Genomic DNA, 14,488 nt, shown 5'->3' with positions numbered 1-14,488 from the left:
TTGCAGGTTTATTGGCGCACGATCGCCGCTGTTTCATAGGGCTGCCACGAGTGCAATGCCCGCAGCTGGGGGGTTTTCTTCTGCTGGTGAGCTTCCATGCGGACAAGGACATCGTCGAGAATATCCACTGCCAATCCCACATAGGGACCTTTGTTGAGCATGACGCATTCCGCTCGCTCAGCCATGGCCGCATCGGTAATTTCCGCCCGCGAGGGCACGCCTTTTTTCACCAAGTTTTCAAGGACTTGGGTGGCCCACACCACCGGCACATGGGCAGCTTCACACAGCCAGAGGATTTCCTCCTGCATTTCCGCCAAACGTTGGTAGCCGATTTCAACGGCGAGATCCCCCCGCGCAATCATGACCCCAAAGGGTTGCTGCCCCGCTGCTTGGATGATCATTTCTGGCAGTGCCCGAATGGCTTTCGGAGTCTCAATTTTGGCAATGATGCCCATCTGGTCGGCGCGATCGCCACAGTAGTTTTCCAACGCCCGTTGCAGTAGCACAATGTCCTCAGCAGACTGAACGTAGGAGTAGCCAATGATGTCGGCATGGCGGCAAGCAAAGGCCAGATGCGCGCGATCGCTTTCCGTTAGAGGACACAGGCGCAAATCACTGTCGGGGAAGTTCAAGCCCTTGGCCACTTTGAGGCGTTGCCCCTCCTTGCAGTGGGTAACCGTGAGTTCAACCCCTTGCTCATCTTTGTGAATGATTTGGCCGCCAATGTGGCCATCGTCAATCCAGACCCGCTGTCCCACCGCCAACTGGGGCAAAATTTCCGGCAAGGAGCAGGTAAATTGCGGGATTTCTGTGGCTTCAAGGCAAATTTGCCTCGTCAAGCGCAGGCGATCGCCCCGATGGAGACGCACCATTTCAGGGGCAATTTCCGCAATGCGCGGTTTGGGACCGCCTAAATCCATGAGAATCTTACAGGGTTGACCCGTTAGCTGACTGGCCGCTCGCAGGTGGCCAATCATTGCCTCCCAAGTGGCGGGGTCATCGTGGGCACAGTTGATGCGCGCACAGTTCATCCCCTTGCGCAGGAGTGTAATACTCCATTGCGGATCCGTGGCCGCCTGCGTGGGGAGGGTCACCATAATGCGCACATGGCGTTTGCCGCGAATGGGACCAAAGAGTTCCTCGGTCTGGCGGCGCAGTTGGCGATCGCCCGCAAAAAAAGCCTCTAGGGGGGGGCGAGGGGGCAATGCCTCATGGGTATGGCAAAGGGCGCCTAGGGTGTTAATCACCGCATCCAAATTGGGTAACACCCGTGACTCAATGCGTCCCAAGGAGGATAGTCCCCAGGGCATCAACGCCATTTGAATTGCCCGCAGATCCCGCCAGCGCAAGGCTAAATAGTAGGCAAGATTGCGGGCACTAGGTATAAATTCGGATCGCTTAATTTTTGAGTACCACTGTTGAAAACGGGCTTCCCCCTCTTTAGTAATTTCCTGCCGCAGTTCTAATAGGCTATGGAGCAAGGTAAGAGGTGAAATTGGTACCGTCGGTGCCTCCAGCAACATGACCGCCTCCTGGATAGTTTTTAAGGGATTTCATGATTGGGTTAGGCTCATTGCCCAGCAAGGTTTCATAAGGGTTTGCAGGAATTTTAATGATTGTTGAAAACCCTGGATTGGTGGCTTAACAATACTCCTCACCGAAAAATCTAAATAAACACTTCTTTACATTAACGAGCTGCAATCGAGCTGAAATGAGTAGTTGTGTAGGAACCCTCGTGTTTTCTGACGCTACTCTATCTATTTTCCAGTATATCTACCGACTTCTTTAGGAGAATCTTAATTTTCTCTGAAGCTAAAGGATTAAGAGTTACTACAAGCGTTGCAAACAGATTTCTCAGTTCTGTTATGTTCTCAATAGAGATGTTGATTGTCTTGCCCTGACCAGTGCCCCTATGGATCGTTATCCCTCGTTACAGTTAGTCAAATACTCCTATGAGTCCGCAGTGGCCTGGTGCCAAGAGCACGGCTGGACAGATCTTTTTATTGAGCAGTACCAGTATTGGGCATTTCCACCGGGGGGAGCGATGCCCTTGCCTTTGCCTGCTGAGGGGCTGCAATTCATCGAACTGCCGGTTGCCCTATCAGCACAGCAACGCCGCCTGCAGATGTTGGCTCTGGCGATCGCTTTGATGACCACAGGCTTGAGTGGCTGGCTTCAGTCTTTGTTTCCACTTGTCGTTGGCTTTAGCTGCTGTACCCTTTTGATGGCGGCACAGGAACCCTAAGGAGAATTCCTGATACACTAAAAAGCCGGCCTGCATGCTAGCGCATCCCTTTGATTCATTCAAGCGCATCCCTTTGATTCATTCATCTTTAGCAATAGAACCGCCACCTGTTTTGGCAAGCGGGACTCAACTTCACAGTCCCGGTTACTCCTTTAGCTACGAAGTGGTGGGCCCCTGTTGTCGCCTTTTTGATCGCGAGCAGTTGCCGTGGCCCTGTTGTCGCATTGCGTGGCGCAGCAAAGAACCCAGTTGGCGGCGCATTGGCCGGCGGCTTGTCCTCGATAACGCCACAAAACGGCATCCCAGCTATTGGGTACGTCACATTGAAACGGGCGCCATGATGGTAATCACCCTCTATTGGGTGGAGTTAAGCCCTAGCGATCGCCGGTGGTGGTACGGTAAGGGCTAAACTTATTGGGAAGAAATTGCAAAAGCTGACTTGTGGTTTTAGAATATTTGTCAGCTTGAAATTAGGAGAAATTCTCAACTATGCAGAAAGTAAGTCGCCGTGTTTTCCTGGGCATGGGCGCTGCAGCGACCGCCTATGTTGCCCATTCCCTCTGGAATCAAGACGCCGAATCCAGCTATGCTCAGCAGAGACAAACAGGGGAGGTCATCAATGTCTATTCGGCGCGACACTACGACACCGACAAAGCCCTCTACAGCGGCTTTACCCAGCAGACGGGCATCCGGGTGAACATTATTGAAGCGGAAGCGGATGCTCTAATTGAACGGATTCGCAGTGAAGGCAGCCGAACTCCTGCTGATGTGTTAATTACAGTGGATGCAGGTCGGCTGTGGCGCGCCCAAGAGGCAGGAATTTTACAGCCCATTCAGTCCAGGGTTCTCAACAGCGTTGTGCCGGCCAACCTACGGGAGCCGCAAGGACATTGGTTCGGCCTTTCGCGGCGAGTACGGGTTCTCATTTACGATAAAGCCAAAGTGAATCCCGACCAACTCTCCAGCTATGAGGATCTCGCTAATCCCAAGTGGCGGCGGCAGATTCTGACTCGCAGTTCCAGCAATATCTATAATCAATCCCTGACAGGGTCATTGTTGGCGATTCACGGGGCCAAGAAAACGGAAGAATGGGCGCGGGGGCTGGTGCAGAACTTTGCCCGACCGCCGGAGGGAAATGATACCGCACAAATTCGCGCTTGTGCCGCAGGAGTGGGCACTGTCGCAATTGCAAATCACTATTATTTAGCACGCTTAATTGCCTCAGATAAAGCAGAAGACCGGGCAGTTGCTGAGAAAGTGGGCTTATTTTTCCCCAATCAGCGCGATCGCGGTGCCCACGTGAATATCTGTGGTGCCGGTGTGGTGGCGGGGGCCCCCAATCGTCAGGCAGCCATCCGCTTTTTGGAGTACCTCGTCAGTCCCAAGGCTCAGGAAATGTTTGCTATGGCCAACTTTGAGTATCCCGTGCGCTCAGGGGTACCCTTGCATCCGATTGTGCAGCGGTTTGGCAACTTCCGGGGACAGAATGTCAATGCAGCGGTTTTTGGCCGCAATAATGCCGAGGCCCTGCGGATTATGGATCGGGCTGGGTGGCGCTAAGGCTCTAAAATGAGCGATCGCCGCCGTTGCTCCTGCCTGTGTCCTGTCAAGTTATTGCCTACACAATTCTTGTTGGTGCTGCTCTCCTTGACTTTGGCCTTGGCGATCCGTGGGGCTGGCCGCATCCAGTGCGCTGGATGGGAGCGTATATTCAAACCCTCAGCAACACATTCAACTATGGCCAAGGCTGGCCCTTCTGGGGACAACGGTTGGGGGGGGCAGTCCTTGCACTCAGTTTAATCACGGGGTCTGCCCTCATTAGCTGGGGATTGGTCACCTTGGGAATGAGAATCTCGCCCCTTTTGGGCTGGGGAATTGCGGTGGTGGGCACTGCCAGTGGCTTTGCCGGTCGCAGTTTGCGGGATGCAGCAACGGAGGTACTTGAACCTTTGGCTGCTGGCAATCTTGAGGGGGCACGCCAGTCCTTGGCTAAATATGTGGGACGTGAGACTGCTCAGCTAGAGGCGCCGGAGATTCTGCGGGCGGTTCTGGAAACCGTGAGTGAAAATGCCACCGATGGCATGATGGCGCCGCTTTTTTATGGGGCGATCGCCACCCTTATGAGTCCTCAACTCACGCCTCTGCCCCTTGTCATGGCCTATAAAGCCGCCAGTACACTGGATTCCATGATTGGTTACCGCGAGCCGCCCTATACTCATTGGGGCTGGTTTGCTGCCAAAACTGAGGATGTTCTCACCTGGTTGCCCTGTCGGTTGTTAGTTTTTCTGGTTGCCCTCTGTTCCGGGCAGTGGCAGCGGGTATGGCAGTGGTGTTGTCGGGATGCCCCCAAAGATCCCAGTCCCAATTCCGGCTGGAGTGAGTGTGCCTATGCGGCTGCTTTGGGCATCCGTTTGGGGGGCACAAATACTTATCGCGGCACGGTGAAAGTGAAACCCTTTTTGGGAGAACCGCTGCAACCGATTGATCAAACCACCGTGAGGACTGCCCTTCATTTGAGTCGTTGCGTATATTTAATCACTCTCATGATCACAGGGGGGCTGGCTTTGGTGATGAGCGTCATCTATTGCCGGTGAGAACCACTACAGGAGTCCTTAGTCAGCTCCTCTACGATAAGAGTATTCAGCCCATAGGGGCTAGAGAAAACTGTTCTCTCCACTCACACCAAGGGCACCTAAATGCTAAATCAAAAAGGTTTACTCCTCGCTGTTGCTCTCAACCCCGCTGTGGGTCGTGCTGTACCTGTAGCTTCCACCCCGATCAGGCAATTACAATCCCCAAGTAATGTACGGGTGCGCCCTACGATTATCGGTAAGGTCAATAAATCTCCTTCCATCTCCTGCGATGAGATTGTAATTAATGCCACACTGCATCCCCCCGGCGGCTTTCCAATGGGTGGTGCTACCGCTACTCTGTCCTCTGCTGGTAATAAGGGTTGTAGTTATAAAATTACCGTTCCCCCTGAGCTACTGGGTAAGAAAGTTTACCTCTGGGGAACCTTCAAAAATCCTTCGCCCCTGTTGTCAATTCAATCCGTGGGATGGCAAAGTCCAATCTCTTTACCTCAGCAGTTAGGAATTTCCCAGAGTTATGACTTTGTAGCTAAGGAAACAGTCATTCATTAAGTCTTAATAAAAGAATTCTGAGAGCGTCACTAGAACTGAGTGGTTTCTAGCCAGTCGAAGATGCGGTCAAGCTGTTCGAGGCTGACCAAGCCATACTGCCAGAGAACAACGGGTAACAAGTTCACCTGCTTATCGCAGTGCTTGAGGCCAAAGTCAATGGCAGCGGTGGGCAGTGCCATCTCCCGCTGCAGGAAGTCAATGAGTCGTGTCCAACGTGGCGTTTTCATAATTCCTAATATCTACCACCCCTTACCCTATATCCTAGGGATTAATCTGAGAAAATGCAACATTTCGTTACAAAGCCACAGAAAACGAAATAATCAGCCTGCTATTCGGTATCCTACCCGGCATTTTGGGGGACACTCTTCCAAAAGACTTCCCCCGCCCGAGGGAACTTAGAGAGCGGATTGCTGAATTATTCGTCGTGGGAAAAACACGCTAAGTAAAGATACTCAACCATCGCTCGCTATACTAAACTCTGATGATTGTTGTTCAAGCTCAGCCCAGAGAGAACAGCAGCCTACTCAGTTGTTTTGCGGATGTGTTCATGACCCAAGCCACCGTTGCCAAACCCCCCATTGCCTGGCCTACGGCGACCTTTATTATTTTTGTTCACCTCGGTGCCCTCCTTGCTTTTTTACCCGGTATGTTTAGCTGGAAAGCAGTCCTGCTGGCGCTTGTGCTTCACTGGCTGACTGCGGGGATTGGGATTACCCTTGGCTGGCACCGTCTTGTCAGTCATCGCAGCTTCCAAGTGCCCAAATGGTTAGAGTATTTCTTGGTTTTTTGTGGCACGCTCTCAATGCAAGGGGGGCCGATTTGGTGGGTTGGACTGCACCGCCATCACCATCTCTACTCAGATCAACCGAATGATCACCACGATTCCCGTAAGGGCTTTTGGTGGAGTCATATTGAATGGATGTTTCGTGAGGTGCCGGCGGAGGCTGAGATTCCCCGTTTCACCAAAGATATTGCCGGGGATCCTGTCTATCAGTTTCTTGACAAGTACTTTCTGCCGATTCAGGTGGTCTTGGCCATTGTCCTTTACCTCTGGGGCGGCTGGCCATTCGTGATTTGGGGCATTTTTGTGCGCCTTGTAACGGTCTATCACACCACTTGGCTGGTCAACAGTGCCACCCATACCTTTGGCTATCGCACGTTTGAAACTACGGATCACTCAACCAATTGCTGGTGGGTAGCTCTGTTAACCTTTGGGGAGGGTTGGCACAATAACCACCATGCCCATCAGTACTCCGCACGCCATGGCTTGCAGTGGTGGGAATTGGATCTAACGTGGCTCACGATTCGCTTTTTGCAAGTGCTGGGCTTGGCCACAAAGGTGCGTTTGGTGGATGCACCGGCAGCCTCTTCCCAAGACTAGAGGGCAATGCGGGTTCTCATTCTCGGTTGCGGTTATACGGGAACGTGGTTGGCGCGATCGCTCCAAGCCCAAGGCATTGATGTGGTCATCACCAATCGTCGGGGAGAGGCGCCACCAGAACTCAGCACTGTTCCCTGTTTTCCCTTTGCATGGGAGCAGCAGGGGGAGCAAGTTCCCTTAGCCCCGATCGCCCTTGAGGGAGTCACTCACATCCTCCACAGTATTCCTCCGGATCGCCAAGGGGAGGATGCGGTTGTGCTGGCACTGTTGCCCCAGTTAGAGCAACTCAATCTGCACTGGTTTGGTTATCTTTCGACCACAGGGGTCTATGGCGATCGCCAAGGGGGTTGGGTGGATGAAACCACGCCGGTCAATCCCCAAAATTTGCGCTCACAACACCGCGTCAGAATTGAGCAAACCCTTCTCAACTCGAATCTGCCCACCCATATCTTTCGACTTCCCGGCATCTATGGCCCCGGCGAAGGGCGCAATCCCCTCGCTCGTATTCTCAAGGGCGATGTCCAACTCATTGACAAACCGGGGCACTACTTTTGCCGAATTCATGTGGCGGATATTGTCCAAACCCTCCAGCGATCGCTGGTTCAACCCACGCCCGGCGAAATTTACAACCTCAGTGATGATCAGCCTTCAGAGTCGCTTCCTGTTTTCCTTGAGGCCTATCGTCTTTTGGGTCGCCCCGCCCCGCCAGCTATCCCCTTAGAGGCCGCCAACTTAAGTCCCATGGCTCAGTCTTTCTGGCGCGAATCCCGCCGCGTGCGCAATGAGAAAATCAAGAAAGTTTTAGGGGTTAAGCTCTACTATCCTTCCTACCGCGAGGGGTTAATGGCGATCGCCCGCGAATTAGGTCTTTGAGGTGACTTGCTAGCCCCTTTTAGGGATGGGTACCTTGAATAGCTAGGGGTTCGGTCGCCGTCGCTGGAGAAACTCCGGAATGTCCAGCTTGGGCTTGGCTTCAACCTCTGGTGGTGGCACAGGTGTCTCAGGAGGGGGAGGTGCTGTTGTTAAGGGGCGATTCGTCAGGGGCGTTGTTTTGGCTGTGGCACGGGTGCGGTTTATGGGTTCCCCACTAAATCCGGTAGCAATCACCGTAACTTGAACTTCCCCCTGCATTTGGGGATCAATGACGGCACCGAAGATGATATTGGCGTTGGCATCGGCCACATTATAAATGACCTCTGCAGCAGCATTAACCTCATGGAGGGTGAGATCTGTGCCTCCCGTAATGTTAAAGACCACACCCTTGGCACCCTCGATAGACCCCTCCAGTAGGGGTGAAGAAATTGCACTGACAGCGGCTTCAGTGGCGCGTGACTTGCCAGAGGCAATGCCAATGCCCATCATGGCAGAACCAGCATCGGCCATCACAGAACGAATATCGGCGAAATCCACATTAATCAGCCCTGGCAAGTTAATAATATCGGAAATCCCCTGCACCCCTTGGCGCAGCACATCATCGGCAACGCGAAATGCATCCTGAACCGAGGTTTGCTCGGAAATAACTGAAAGGATGCGGTCATTGGGAATCACAATTAGGGTGTCCACCCGACTTTGGAGGGCTTCAATCCCTTCATCGGCTTGACTGGCGCGCCGCCGCCCCTCAAACGTAAAGGGGCGGGTAACAACGGCAACAGTTAGGGCGCCCTGTTCCTTGGCCACTTCCGCCACAATTGGCGCAGCGCCGGTGCCGGTACCTCCCCCCATGCCACAGGTAATGAAGATCAAATCGGCGTCTTTGAGCGCCGCAGCAAGATCCTCACGGGATTCTTCAGCCGCTTTTTGACCAATCGCAGGATTGCCACCGGCTCCTAAACCACGGGTGAGTTTTTGGCCAATTTGTAGGCAGCGATGGGCTTGGGATTGAGCAAGCGCTTGGGCATCGGTATTCACACACCAGAACTCAACACCGGCGACGTTACTGGCAATCATGCGGTTTACTGCATTGCCGCCGGCACCACCGACACCGATCACTTTGATGCGCGCTGCTGAAGTTTCCACCAAGCTGTCATAACTCCTTAACACATCGGTTGGTGCGCCATGACCATCGTCGTCAGATGCAATGCCTACCTCTCTCTGAACAAAGGAGGTGGAGGCTTCAGAGGGAACCCGTTCTGTAGGCCAGGGTTGATCTGACTCCATAACGCAACTGTCTTCACCCATGATAAATATGGGGCAACTATATCATGAACTCTAGCAAAGGCATCGGCAATACCCCACAAAGATAATTCATGAACCTAACTTAGAGGAGAGCGGGCTTTGGCCAAGAGACCATGCTTCGGCGCAAAAATCATCACCAGCAAAAAAATCACTGTTTGTAGGACAACAATACAGCCACCAGTTGACGCATCTAGATAGTAACTAATATAGGTTCCCAGTAAACTGCCGAGGCCGCCCACCCCAAGGGCGATGAGCACCATCACGCCAAAGCGATCGCTCAGCAAGTAGGCGGTTGCCCCCGGTGTAATTAGCATCCCTACGACAAGAATGATACCTACGGTTTGTAGGGCAGCCACAGTGGTTAGGGACAGCAGAGCCAAAAGGAGATAGTATAGCAGCGTCGTATTCAGGCCAATGGTGCGGGCGTGGGTGGGGTCAAAGCAAAAGAGGATGAAATCCCGATGCCGCAGGACAATCGTGATCAGTGTGACGAGGCTTACAATCACGGTTTGCCAGAGGTCGCGATCGCTAATCCCCAAAACATTTCCGAAGAGGATATGCATGAGGTCAACGCTGCTGGCAGTTTTCGAGAGCAACACCAGCCCCAAGGCAAAAAAGCCTGTGAAGACTAGACCGATGACTGTATCCTCTTTAACTCGCGTTTGCTGCTGAATAAATCCAATAAGGGTAACTGCCATCAGACCGAAGAGAAAAGCACCTAGGGCAAAAGGCAGTCCCAGCCAGTAGGCCAAAACTACGCCGGGGAGTACCGCATGGGATACCGCATCTCCCATCAAGGCCCAGCCCTTCAGGGTTAAAAAACAAGACAATACGGCACACACACAGCCCACAAGGGTACTTACCCCCAGCGCCTTGACCATAAATGCGTGTTGCAGTGGCTCCAGTAGCCAAGTGATCATCATTTGTCCCCTAGGCCTGAAAAGTATGATAAGGTGCTGCCAGTACACTCGGAGGGCAGTTCTCGTGGATGGCATTCTGTGGCTGAACCCTTGGTGGACGGGGGTGTTGGTGAATACCTTCCTTGGGGCGATCGCCCTCTTGGTGCGGCAAAAATTACTTACCCTAGCAGGACTCTTCCATGCGTGGCTCTTGGGGGTGCTGATTTGGGGCACATTGGGCTGGCAGGGCTATCTCATTGTCATGGTCTATTTCTTGGTCGGTTCAGCCGTCACCCGCCTCGGCATGGCAGAAAAAGAGGCCGCAGGCATTGCCGAAAAACGCTCAGGGGCACGGGGACCGGAGAACGTCTGGGGGTCAGCCTTCACAGGCACCGTCTGTGCACTCCTTGTTCTGTTGTTTCCCCAATGGCGGGAGTTATTTTGGGTGGGGTTTGTGGCTAGTTTTAGCACTAAGCTCTCGGACACCTGTGCCAGTGAGGTGGGCAAAGCCTATGGCCAACGCACCTTTCTCATCACTACCCTAAAGCCCGTGCCGCGAGGGACAGAGGGCGCCGTCAGTCTTGAGGGAACCTTGGCGGGGATTGGCGGTGCAGCGGTTATTGCTGTGCTAGGCTGGGGTGTGGGCTTGATGGGGGCGATCGCCATCCCCATTTGTATCCTTGCTGCTTTTCTAGCCAATCTTGTGGAGAGTCTAGTGGGAGCAACCCTTCAAGAACGCTATCCTTGGTTAAGCAATGAGGTCGTGAACATCATCAACACAACTGTGGGGGCGTTGGGAGCGATGGGAGTCGTTTTTGCAGGTTCGTAAGCAGATTACTGACACTTGGGGGTTTATGACAAAGCGAAAATTAACTGGTCTTTTTGTCTATCCTGATATTCCGACAGCACAGTTTTTTGATCCGAATGCGTCTCCAGATGGATTGACACAACCTTGGGTTGCTCTGCGGGAGAGGTTTCGTGTTCAAGGCGTTGAACTAGTTGGCCTCGACGAAGGGTGTGACGAGCCGGATTTTGAACTCCATTTGAATGTCCAGTTTCCACACTCCGATGCTCCAAAATTTGTAATTCTTACTGAACATCCATTGATCCATCCAGCCAATGGGCAGAAATGCTTATTGCAGCGCTATCAAACTGTCTTCACTTGGAACCCCGACATAACCATCAAACAGGCTCAGCGAATTCAATTACCTCACCCATTAAAGGTAACAGGTGGTGTAGATGGTTATGGAGAGCGGTCTCAGCTAGTGGTTTTAATTAACAGCAACAAGGCTCTAGCTTGGTGGGCACCCCATCGAGATCTGTACCGCGAGCGAGTTAGAGCGATTCGCTGGTTTGAGCGCTATGCACCACAGGACTTTGCCCTGTATGGTTATGGTTGGGATCGATCAGCCCGACAGCCGGTGGTTGGGGGGATCATTCACGCCCTAGAAAAACGGCGGTTCCGCCGACCATCCCCTCCGTTTCCATCTTGGCGGGGCGTTGCACCTACAAAAGCTGAAGTGTTGAGGCAGTCCCGCTTCTCCATTGTTTACGAAAACGCCATTTTTCGCGGTTATGTCACAGAGAAAATCTTTGATGCCTTTTGTGCCGGCAACGTGCCGATCTATTGGGGGGCACCAGACATTACCGAGTACATTCCTAAGGCCTGTTTTATTGACCGCAGAGATTTTTCTTCCTACAAATCTTTATACAACTTTCTTAAAACAATGTCAGAAGAAACCTATAGAGGCTACCAGCAGGGGATTTGGGATTTTTTGCACTCTCCTCAAGCAGAACGGTTTTCCATTGCTTACTTTGTGGAGACCATCGTTTGCAGCATTTTGGCTCAAGTCAGCGCTATTCATAAATAGTCAACAGTCGAAATAATGATCATCGTCAATCTGATAGGCGGCTTAGGCAACCAAATGTTTCAGTATGCTGTGGCAAGGTCGCTGGCAATCCGCAAGAAAGTCCCTCTGTATCTGGATATTTCCCCCTACAGAACCTATAAAAAGCATCAGGGATTTGAGCTAAAGCGCATTTTCAACTGTGCTGGCGAAATTGCTACTGCTGCCCACATTCGATCAGTGTTGGGGTGGTGTGCCCTGCCAGGGATGGGAGGACTTGCCCAACAGCAGTCTGCCATCCGCCGTTTTCTATGTCCGCAACTGATTGTTGAACCCCATTTTCATTACTGGCCCAAAATTTGGGAGATTCCCGACAAAGCCTATCTTGTTGGTTACTGGCAGTCAGAAAAATACTTTCAGGAAATTGCTGCCACTCTGCGCCAAGACTTTACTTTTTGCCAGCCCCTTTCTGAGGTAAATCAAGATTGGCTCCAAAGAATCAAAGCCTGCAATGCCGTAAGCATCCACATCCGCCGTGGTGACTACGCTTCAGAAAAAGTAACGCGGAACGTGCATGGCCTGTTACCCTTGACCTATTACCACAGGGCAATTAGATACTTGACAGAGCAACTGGAGGAGCCAACCTTTTTTATCTTCTCCGATGAAATTACTTGGGCAAAGGAACACCTCCGCCTTCCGGCTTCTCACTACTTTGTGGAGCACAATTGTGGCGGTGAAAGTTATAATGACCTGCGACTTATGAGTGCTTGCAAACACCATATCATTGCCAACAGTACCTTTAGCTGGTGGGGGGCTTGGCTAAACTCTTTCACCAACAAAATAGTCATTGCTCCTCAGCAGTGGTTTGCCGTCGAAGGACGGAATACTGAGGATTTGATTCCTAACACTTGGTTAAGGATGTAGTCTGATGGCACCTACAGTCTCGGTAATCTTGCCAGTTTATAATCAAGCTCGGTACATCGGAGCAGCTGTTCAGTCAATTCTTCAGCAAACCTACCAAGATTTTGAACTCTTGATTCTGGATGATGGTTCAACGGATGGCTCTGCCGAGGTGATTGCCGCTCATATTCAAGGCAACCCCAAGGTGACGTTTCTGAGTCGTGACCACCAAGGGCTGGTGCCGACACTCCACGAACTTCTTGCCCAAGCAAAAGGAGACTATGTTGCCCGCATGGACGGGGATGACATTGCCCACCCTGAACGTCTAGAGAAACAATTAAAGTGGATTCACCAATATCAATTGGATATTTGTGGAACATTTCTTACCCTCACCGGACAGGGGCGAGGACTGTGGCGCTATCCAATTTCCCATGAAGGTTGTGAGGTGGAGCTGCTATTTGGTGTCCCTTTTGGTCATCCTTCTGTGGTTGCTAAAAAAGAAATACTCAACTCCCTGCAGTATCTTCAAGATTTTCTTTGTCAAGACTACGACCTATGGCAGCGAGCGTGGGCAGCAGGCGCCAAGATGGGCAATGTTCCAGAACCTCTCCTGATGTATCGGATTCATCACAGACAGAGATCGCGATCTGATCGCAGCACTAGGATTTACCAATCCAGTTGCATTCGACATCGTCATTGGCAAGCTTTATTACAGAAAAAGTTAGGCTGGTCGGCAGAGCAGGCAAGAGTGACCAATGCTCACCCTTGGACATGGTGGCGTGCTGCTCAGTTGCTAAGGCAGGCCTGTCAAGATCCTGAAGCCAGAAAGCGTTTAGGAACAGCGGGGCTGTTTCGCTGGTGTGCTCATGAACTGGAGCTTGCTCTAACACGGCTTGGATCACCTTTGGCAAAAGGCGTTTCCCGATGTTTCTAAGTGTGATTATTCCAACCTACAATCGGTTACCCATTCTCCAGAAGTGTGTTAAGGCAATTACAGAACAGACTTGGACAGAGGATATTGGCCTGAGGGGCTATGAGGTGATTGTCGTGGACGATGGCTCGACGGATGGCACACTGGCATGGCTTCAGGTAACTACTGCCTCACTGCCCCATTTGAAATACCTGCAACAGGAGCACTGCGGTCCAGCAGCGGCGCGCAATTTAGGTCTGCAACATGCACAAGGGGAATGGATTATTTTTATTGATAGTGACTTGGTGGTCACTGCAGGCTTTATTGAGGCACATCTGCGACGGCTGCTTGAGGAAAAGAAACGTTTGGGCATTGCCGATCTGCTGGCTGTTCCTGCTTTTTCCTATGGTCGCGTGATTAATACCTGTAATTTTGAAGAACCAACTTCAGAGCCATATAAGATCACTGATTTTTCAGCGGCTTATTTTGCGACAGGGAATGTAGCGATCGCCCGCCATTGGCTAGAAGAGGCAGGTTTGTTCGACACTCAGTTTCAACTTTACGGCTGGGAAGACTTGGAACTAGGGGTTCGCCTAAAGCAATTGGGGTTGCGACTACTCAAATGCCCTAAGGCCGTCGGCTACCACTGGCATCCCCCCTTTACTCTCGATCAGGTTCCGGCGCTAATTCAAAAAGAAATCGAAAGGGGAAAAATGGCCGTTTTATTCTACAAAAAACATCCCACTTGGGAAGTCAGGCTCATGATTCAAATGACCCCCTTTCACTATTTCCTCTGGGCAGTTTTATCCCTATGGGGAATCCTCAATGAAAAAACAATGGCTCCCCTTCTTCAATGGCTTATCCGCAATAATCGCCCCCGAGCTGCCCTTGAAGTGGCTCGCATCTTTTTGAATTGGTATAATGTGCAGGCAGTTTATTCAGCCTATCGAGAGCAAGTACTTGGGCACCACTGAACCTGTGTGCAGAG

At 51.8% G+C, this 14,488-nt stretch carries 16 protein-coding genes; 12 read left to right on the top strand and 4 right to left on the bottom strand.

Annotated elements, in window-relative coordinates; genetic code table 11:
- Nucleotides 1-8: 8 nt before the first annotated feature.
- A complete protein-coding gene (locus Q0683_RS00510; RefSeq protein WP_298975683.1) occupies nucleotides 9-1,523 on the bottom strand; it encodes a pyruvate kinase in 1,515 nt (504 codons plus the stop codon).
- Nucleotides 1,524-1,912: 389 nt separating this feature from the next.
- Here Q0683_RS00510 and Q0683_RS00505 point away from each other — a divergent pair, with 389 nt between their 5' ends.
- The 5 genes from Q0683_RS00505 (at nucleotide 1,913) to Q0683_RS00485 (ending at nucleotide 5,388) form a co-directional block, all read left to right on the top strand.
- Nucleotides 1,913-2,245 (top strand): hypothetical protein, encoded by a 333-nt coding sequence (locus Q0683_RS00505; RefSeq protein WP_298975680.1) that lies wholly within the window; start codon nucleotides 1,913-1,915, stop codon nucleotides 2,243-2,245.
- Nucleotides 2,246-2,357: 112 nt separating this feature from the next.
- Nucleotides 2,358-2,654, top strand: a complete 297-nt coding sequence (locus Q0683_RS00500; protein ID WP_298612307.1) for a hypothetical protein — start codon at nucleotides 2,358-2,360, stop codon at nucleotides 2,652-2,654.
- Between the two features lie 80 nt (nucleotides 2,655-2,734).
- On the top strand, nucleotides 2,735-3,805 hold the full coding sequence (locus Q0683_RS00495; protein WP_298617359.1) for a Fe(3+) ABC transporter substrate-binding protein: 1,071 nt from the start codon (nucleotides 2,735-2,737) through the stop codon (nucleotides 3,803-3,805).
- 38 nt (nucleotides 3,806-3,843) lie between these two features.
- Complete coding sequence (cbiB, locus tag Q0683_RS00490) at nucleotides 3,844-4,839, top strand: adenosylcobinamide-phosphate synthase CbiB (RefSeq protein ID WP_298975675.1); 996 nt, start codon at nucleotides 3,844-3,846, stop codon at nucleotides 4,837-4,839.
- 102 nt (nucleotides 4,840-4,941) lie between these two features.
- Complete coding sequence (locus Q0683_RS00485; RefSeq protein ID WP_298975672.1) at nucleotides 4,942-5,388, top strand: hypothetical protein; 447 nt, start codon at nucleotides 4,942-4,944, stop codon at nucleotides 5,386-5,388.
- 29 nt (nucleotides 5,389-5,417) lie between these two features.
- On the opposite strand, the gene Q0683_RS00480 is transcribed toward Q0683_RS00485, so the two are convergent.
- Entirely contained in the window at nucleotides 5,418-5,615 is a 198-nt protein-coding gene (locus tag Q0683_RS00480; protein ID WP_298614864.1) for a DUF2949 domain-containing protein, read from the bottom strand.
- A gap of 320 nt (nucleotides 5,616-5,935) precedes the next feature.
- Between Q0683_RS00480 and Q0683_RS00475 the strand changes: the two genes are divergently transcribed.
- Together Q0683_RS00475 and Q0683_RS00470 are read left to right on the top strand one after the other, a co-directional pair.
- On the top strand, nucleotides 5,936-6,769 hold the full coding sequence (locus Q0683_RS00475) for a fatty acid desaturase (protein WP_298617363.1): 834 nt from the start codon (nucleotides 5,936-5,938) through the stop codon (nucleotides 6,767-6,769).
- Between the two features lie 6 nt (nucleotides 6,770-6,775).
- Entirely contained in the window at nucleotides 6,776-7,642 is an 867-nt protein-coding gene (locus tag Q0683_RS00470) for an SDR family oxidoreductase (RefSeq protein ID WP_298614862.1), read from the top strand.
- 42 nt (nucleotides 7,643-7,684) lie between these two features.
- Here Q0683_RS00470 and ftsZ read toward each other — a convergent pair whose 3' ends face one another.
- Nucleotides 7,685-8,947 (bottom strand): cell division protein FtsZ, encoded by a 1,263-nt coding sequence (gene ftsZ, locus Q0683_RS00465; RefSeq protein ID WP_298975667.1) that lies wholly within the window; start codon nucleotides 8,945-8,947, stop codon nucleotides 7,685-7,687.
- 74 nt (nucleotides 8,948-9,021) lie between these two features.
- On the bottom strand, nucleotides 9,022-9,867 hold the full coding sequence (locus tag Q0683_RS00460; RefSeq protein WP_298614858.1) for a metal ABC transporter permease: 846 nt from the start codon (nucleotides 9,865-9,867) through the stop codon (nucleotides 9,022-9,024).
- A 22-nt stretch (nucleotides 9,868-9,889) separates the two neighbouring features.
- On the opposite strand from Q0683_RS00460, the gene Q0683_RS00455 reads away from it, so the two are divergent.
- Genes Q0683_RS00455 through Q0683_RS00435 form a run of 5 tightly spaced genes read left to right on the top strand, consistent with a single transcriptional unit; the run spans nucleotide 9,890 to nucleotide 14,474 of the window.
- Nucleotides 9,890-10,672 (top strand): TIGR00297 family protein, encoded by a 783-nt coding sequence (locus Q0683_RS00455; protein ID WP_366142497.1) that lies wholly within the window; start codon nucleotides 9,890-9,892, stop codon nucleotides 10,670-10,672.
- Nucleotides 10,659-11,714 (top strand): glycosyltransferase family 10 domain-containing protein, encoded by a 1,056-nt coding sequence (locus Q0683_RS00450; RefSeq protein WP_298975663.1) that lies wholly within the window; start codon nucleotides 10,659-10,661, stop codon nucleotides 11,712-11,714. The genes Q0683_RS00455 and Q0683_RS00450 overlap by 14 nt, the downstream gene beginning before the upstream one ends.
- A gap of 15 nt (nucleotides 11,715-11,729) precedes the next feature.
- Complete coding sequence (locus Q0683_RS00445; protein ID WP_298975660.1) at nucleotides 11,730-12,614, top strand: alpha-1,2-fucosyltransferase; 885 nt, start codon at nucleotides 11,730-11,732, stop codon at nucleotides 12,612-12,614.
- Between the two features lie 4 nt (nucleotides 12,615-12,618).
- The gene (locus Q0683_RS00440; RefSeq protein WP_298975658.1) at nucleotides 12,619-13,524 is read left to right on the top strand and encodes a glycosyltransferase family 2 protein; all 906 of its coding nucleotides are present in this window, start codon (nucleotides 12,619-12,621) and stop codon (nucleotides 13,522-13,524) included.
- Nucleotides 13,515-14,474 carry a glycosyltransferase family 2 protein gene (locus tag Q0683_RS00435; protein ID WP_298614843.1) on the top strand — a complete coding sequence of 320 codons (960 nt, stop codon included), beginning with the start codon at nucleotides 13,515-13,517 and terminating at the stop codon, nucleotides 14,472-14,474. The genes Q0683_RS00440 and Q0683_RS00435 overlap by 10 nt, the downstream gene beginning before the upstream one ends.
- Nucleotides 14,475-14,488: the final 14 nt, after the last annotated feature.

It is taken from the genome of uncultured Thermosynechococcus sp. (assembly GCF_938074695.1).
Taxonomy (GTDB): Bacteria; Cyanobacteriota; Cyanobacteriia; order Thermosynechococcales; family Thermosynechococcaceae; genus Thermosynechococcus.
Note: the sequence above shows the minus strand (reverse complement) of the source record. Positions and strands in the feature narration are given on the sequence as shown.

Coding starts and splice junctions, on each gene's coding strand:
- Q0683_RS00510 (WP_298975683.1), bottom strand. CDS start 1,523: ATGTTGCTGGAGGCACCGACGGTACCAATTTCACCTCTTACCTTGCTC.
- Q0683_RS00505 (WP_298975680.1), top strand. CDS start 1,913: ATGGATCGTTATCCCTCGTTACAGTTAGTCAAATACTCCTATGAGTCC.
- Q0683_RS00495 (WP_298617359.1), top strand. CDS start 2,735: ATGCAGAAAGTAAGTCGCCGTGTTTTCCTGGGCATGGGCGCTGCAGCG.
- Q0683_RS00485 (WP_298975672.1), top strand. CDS start 4,942: ATGCTAAATCAAAAAGGTTTACTCCTCGCTGTTGCTCTCAACCCCGCT.
- Q0683_RS00480 (WP_298614864.1), bottom strand. CDS start 5,615: ATGAAAACGCCACGTTGGACACGACTCATTGACTTCCTGCAGCGGGAG.
- Q0683_RS00475 (WP_298617363.1), top strand. CDS start 5,936: ATGACCCAAGCCACCGTTGCCAAACCCCCCATTGCCTGGCCTACGGCG.
- Q0683_RS00470 (WP_298614862.1), top strand. CDS start 6,776: ATGCGGGTTCTCATTCTCGGTTGCGGTTATACGGGAACGTGGTTGGCG.
- ftsZ (WP_298975667.1), bottom strand. CDS start 8,947: ATGGGTGAAGACAGTTGCGTTATGGAGTCAGATCAACCCTGGCCTACA.
- Q0683_RS00460 (WP_298614858.1), bottom strand. CDS start 9,867: ATGATGATCACTTGGCTACTGGAGCCACTGCAACACGCATTTATGGTC.
- Q0683_RS00455 (WP_366142497.1), top strand. CDS start 9,890: ATGATAAGGTGCTGCCAGTACACTCGGAGGGCAGTTCTCGTGGATGGC.
- Q0683_RS00445 (WP_298975660.1), top strand. CDS start 11,730: ATGATCATCGTCAATCTGATAGGCGGCTTAGGCAACCAAATGTTTCAG.
- Q0683_RS00440 (WP_298975658.1), top strand. CDS start 12,619: ATGGCACCTACAGTCTCGGTAATCTTGCCAGTTTATAATCAAGCTCGG.
- Q0683_RS00435 (WP_298614843.1), top strand. CDS start 13,515: ATGTTTCTAAGTGTGATTATTCCAACCTACAATCGGTTACCCATTCTC.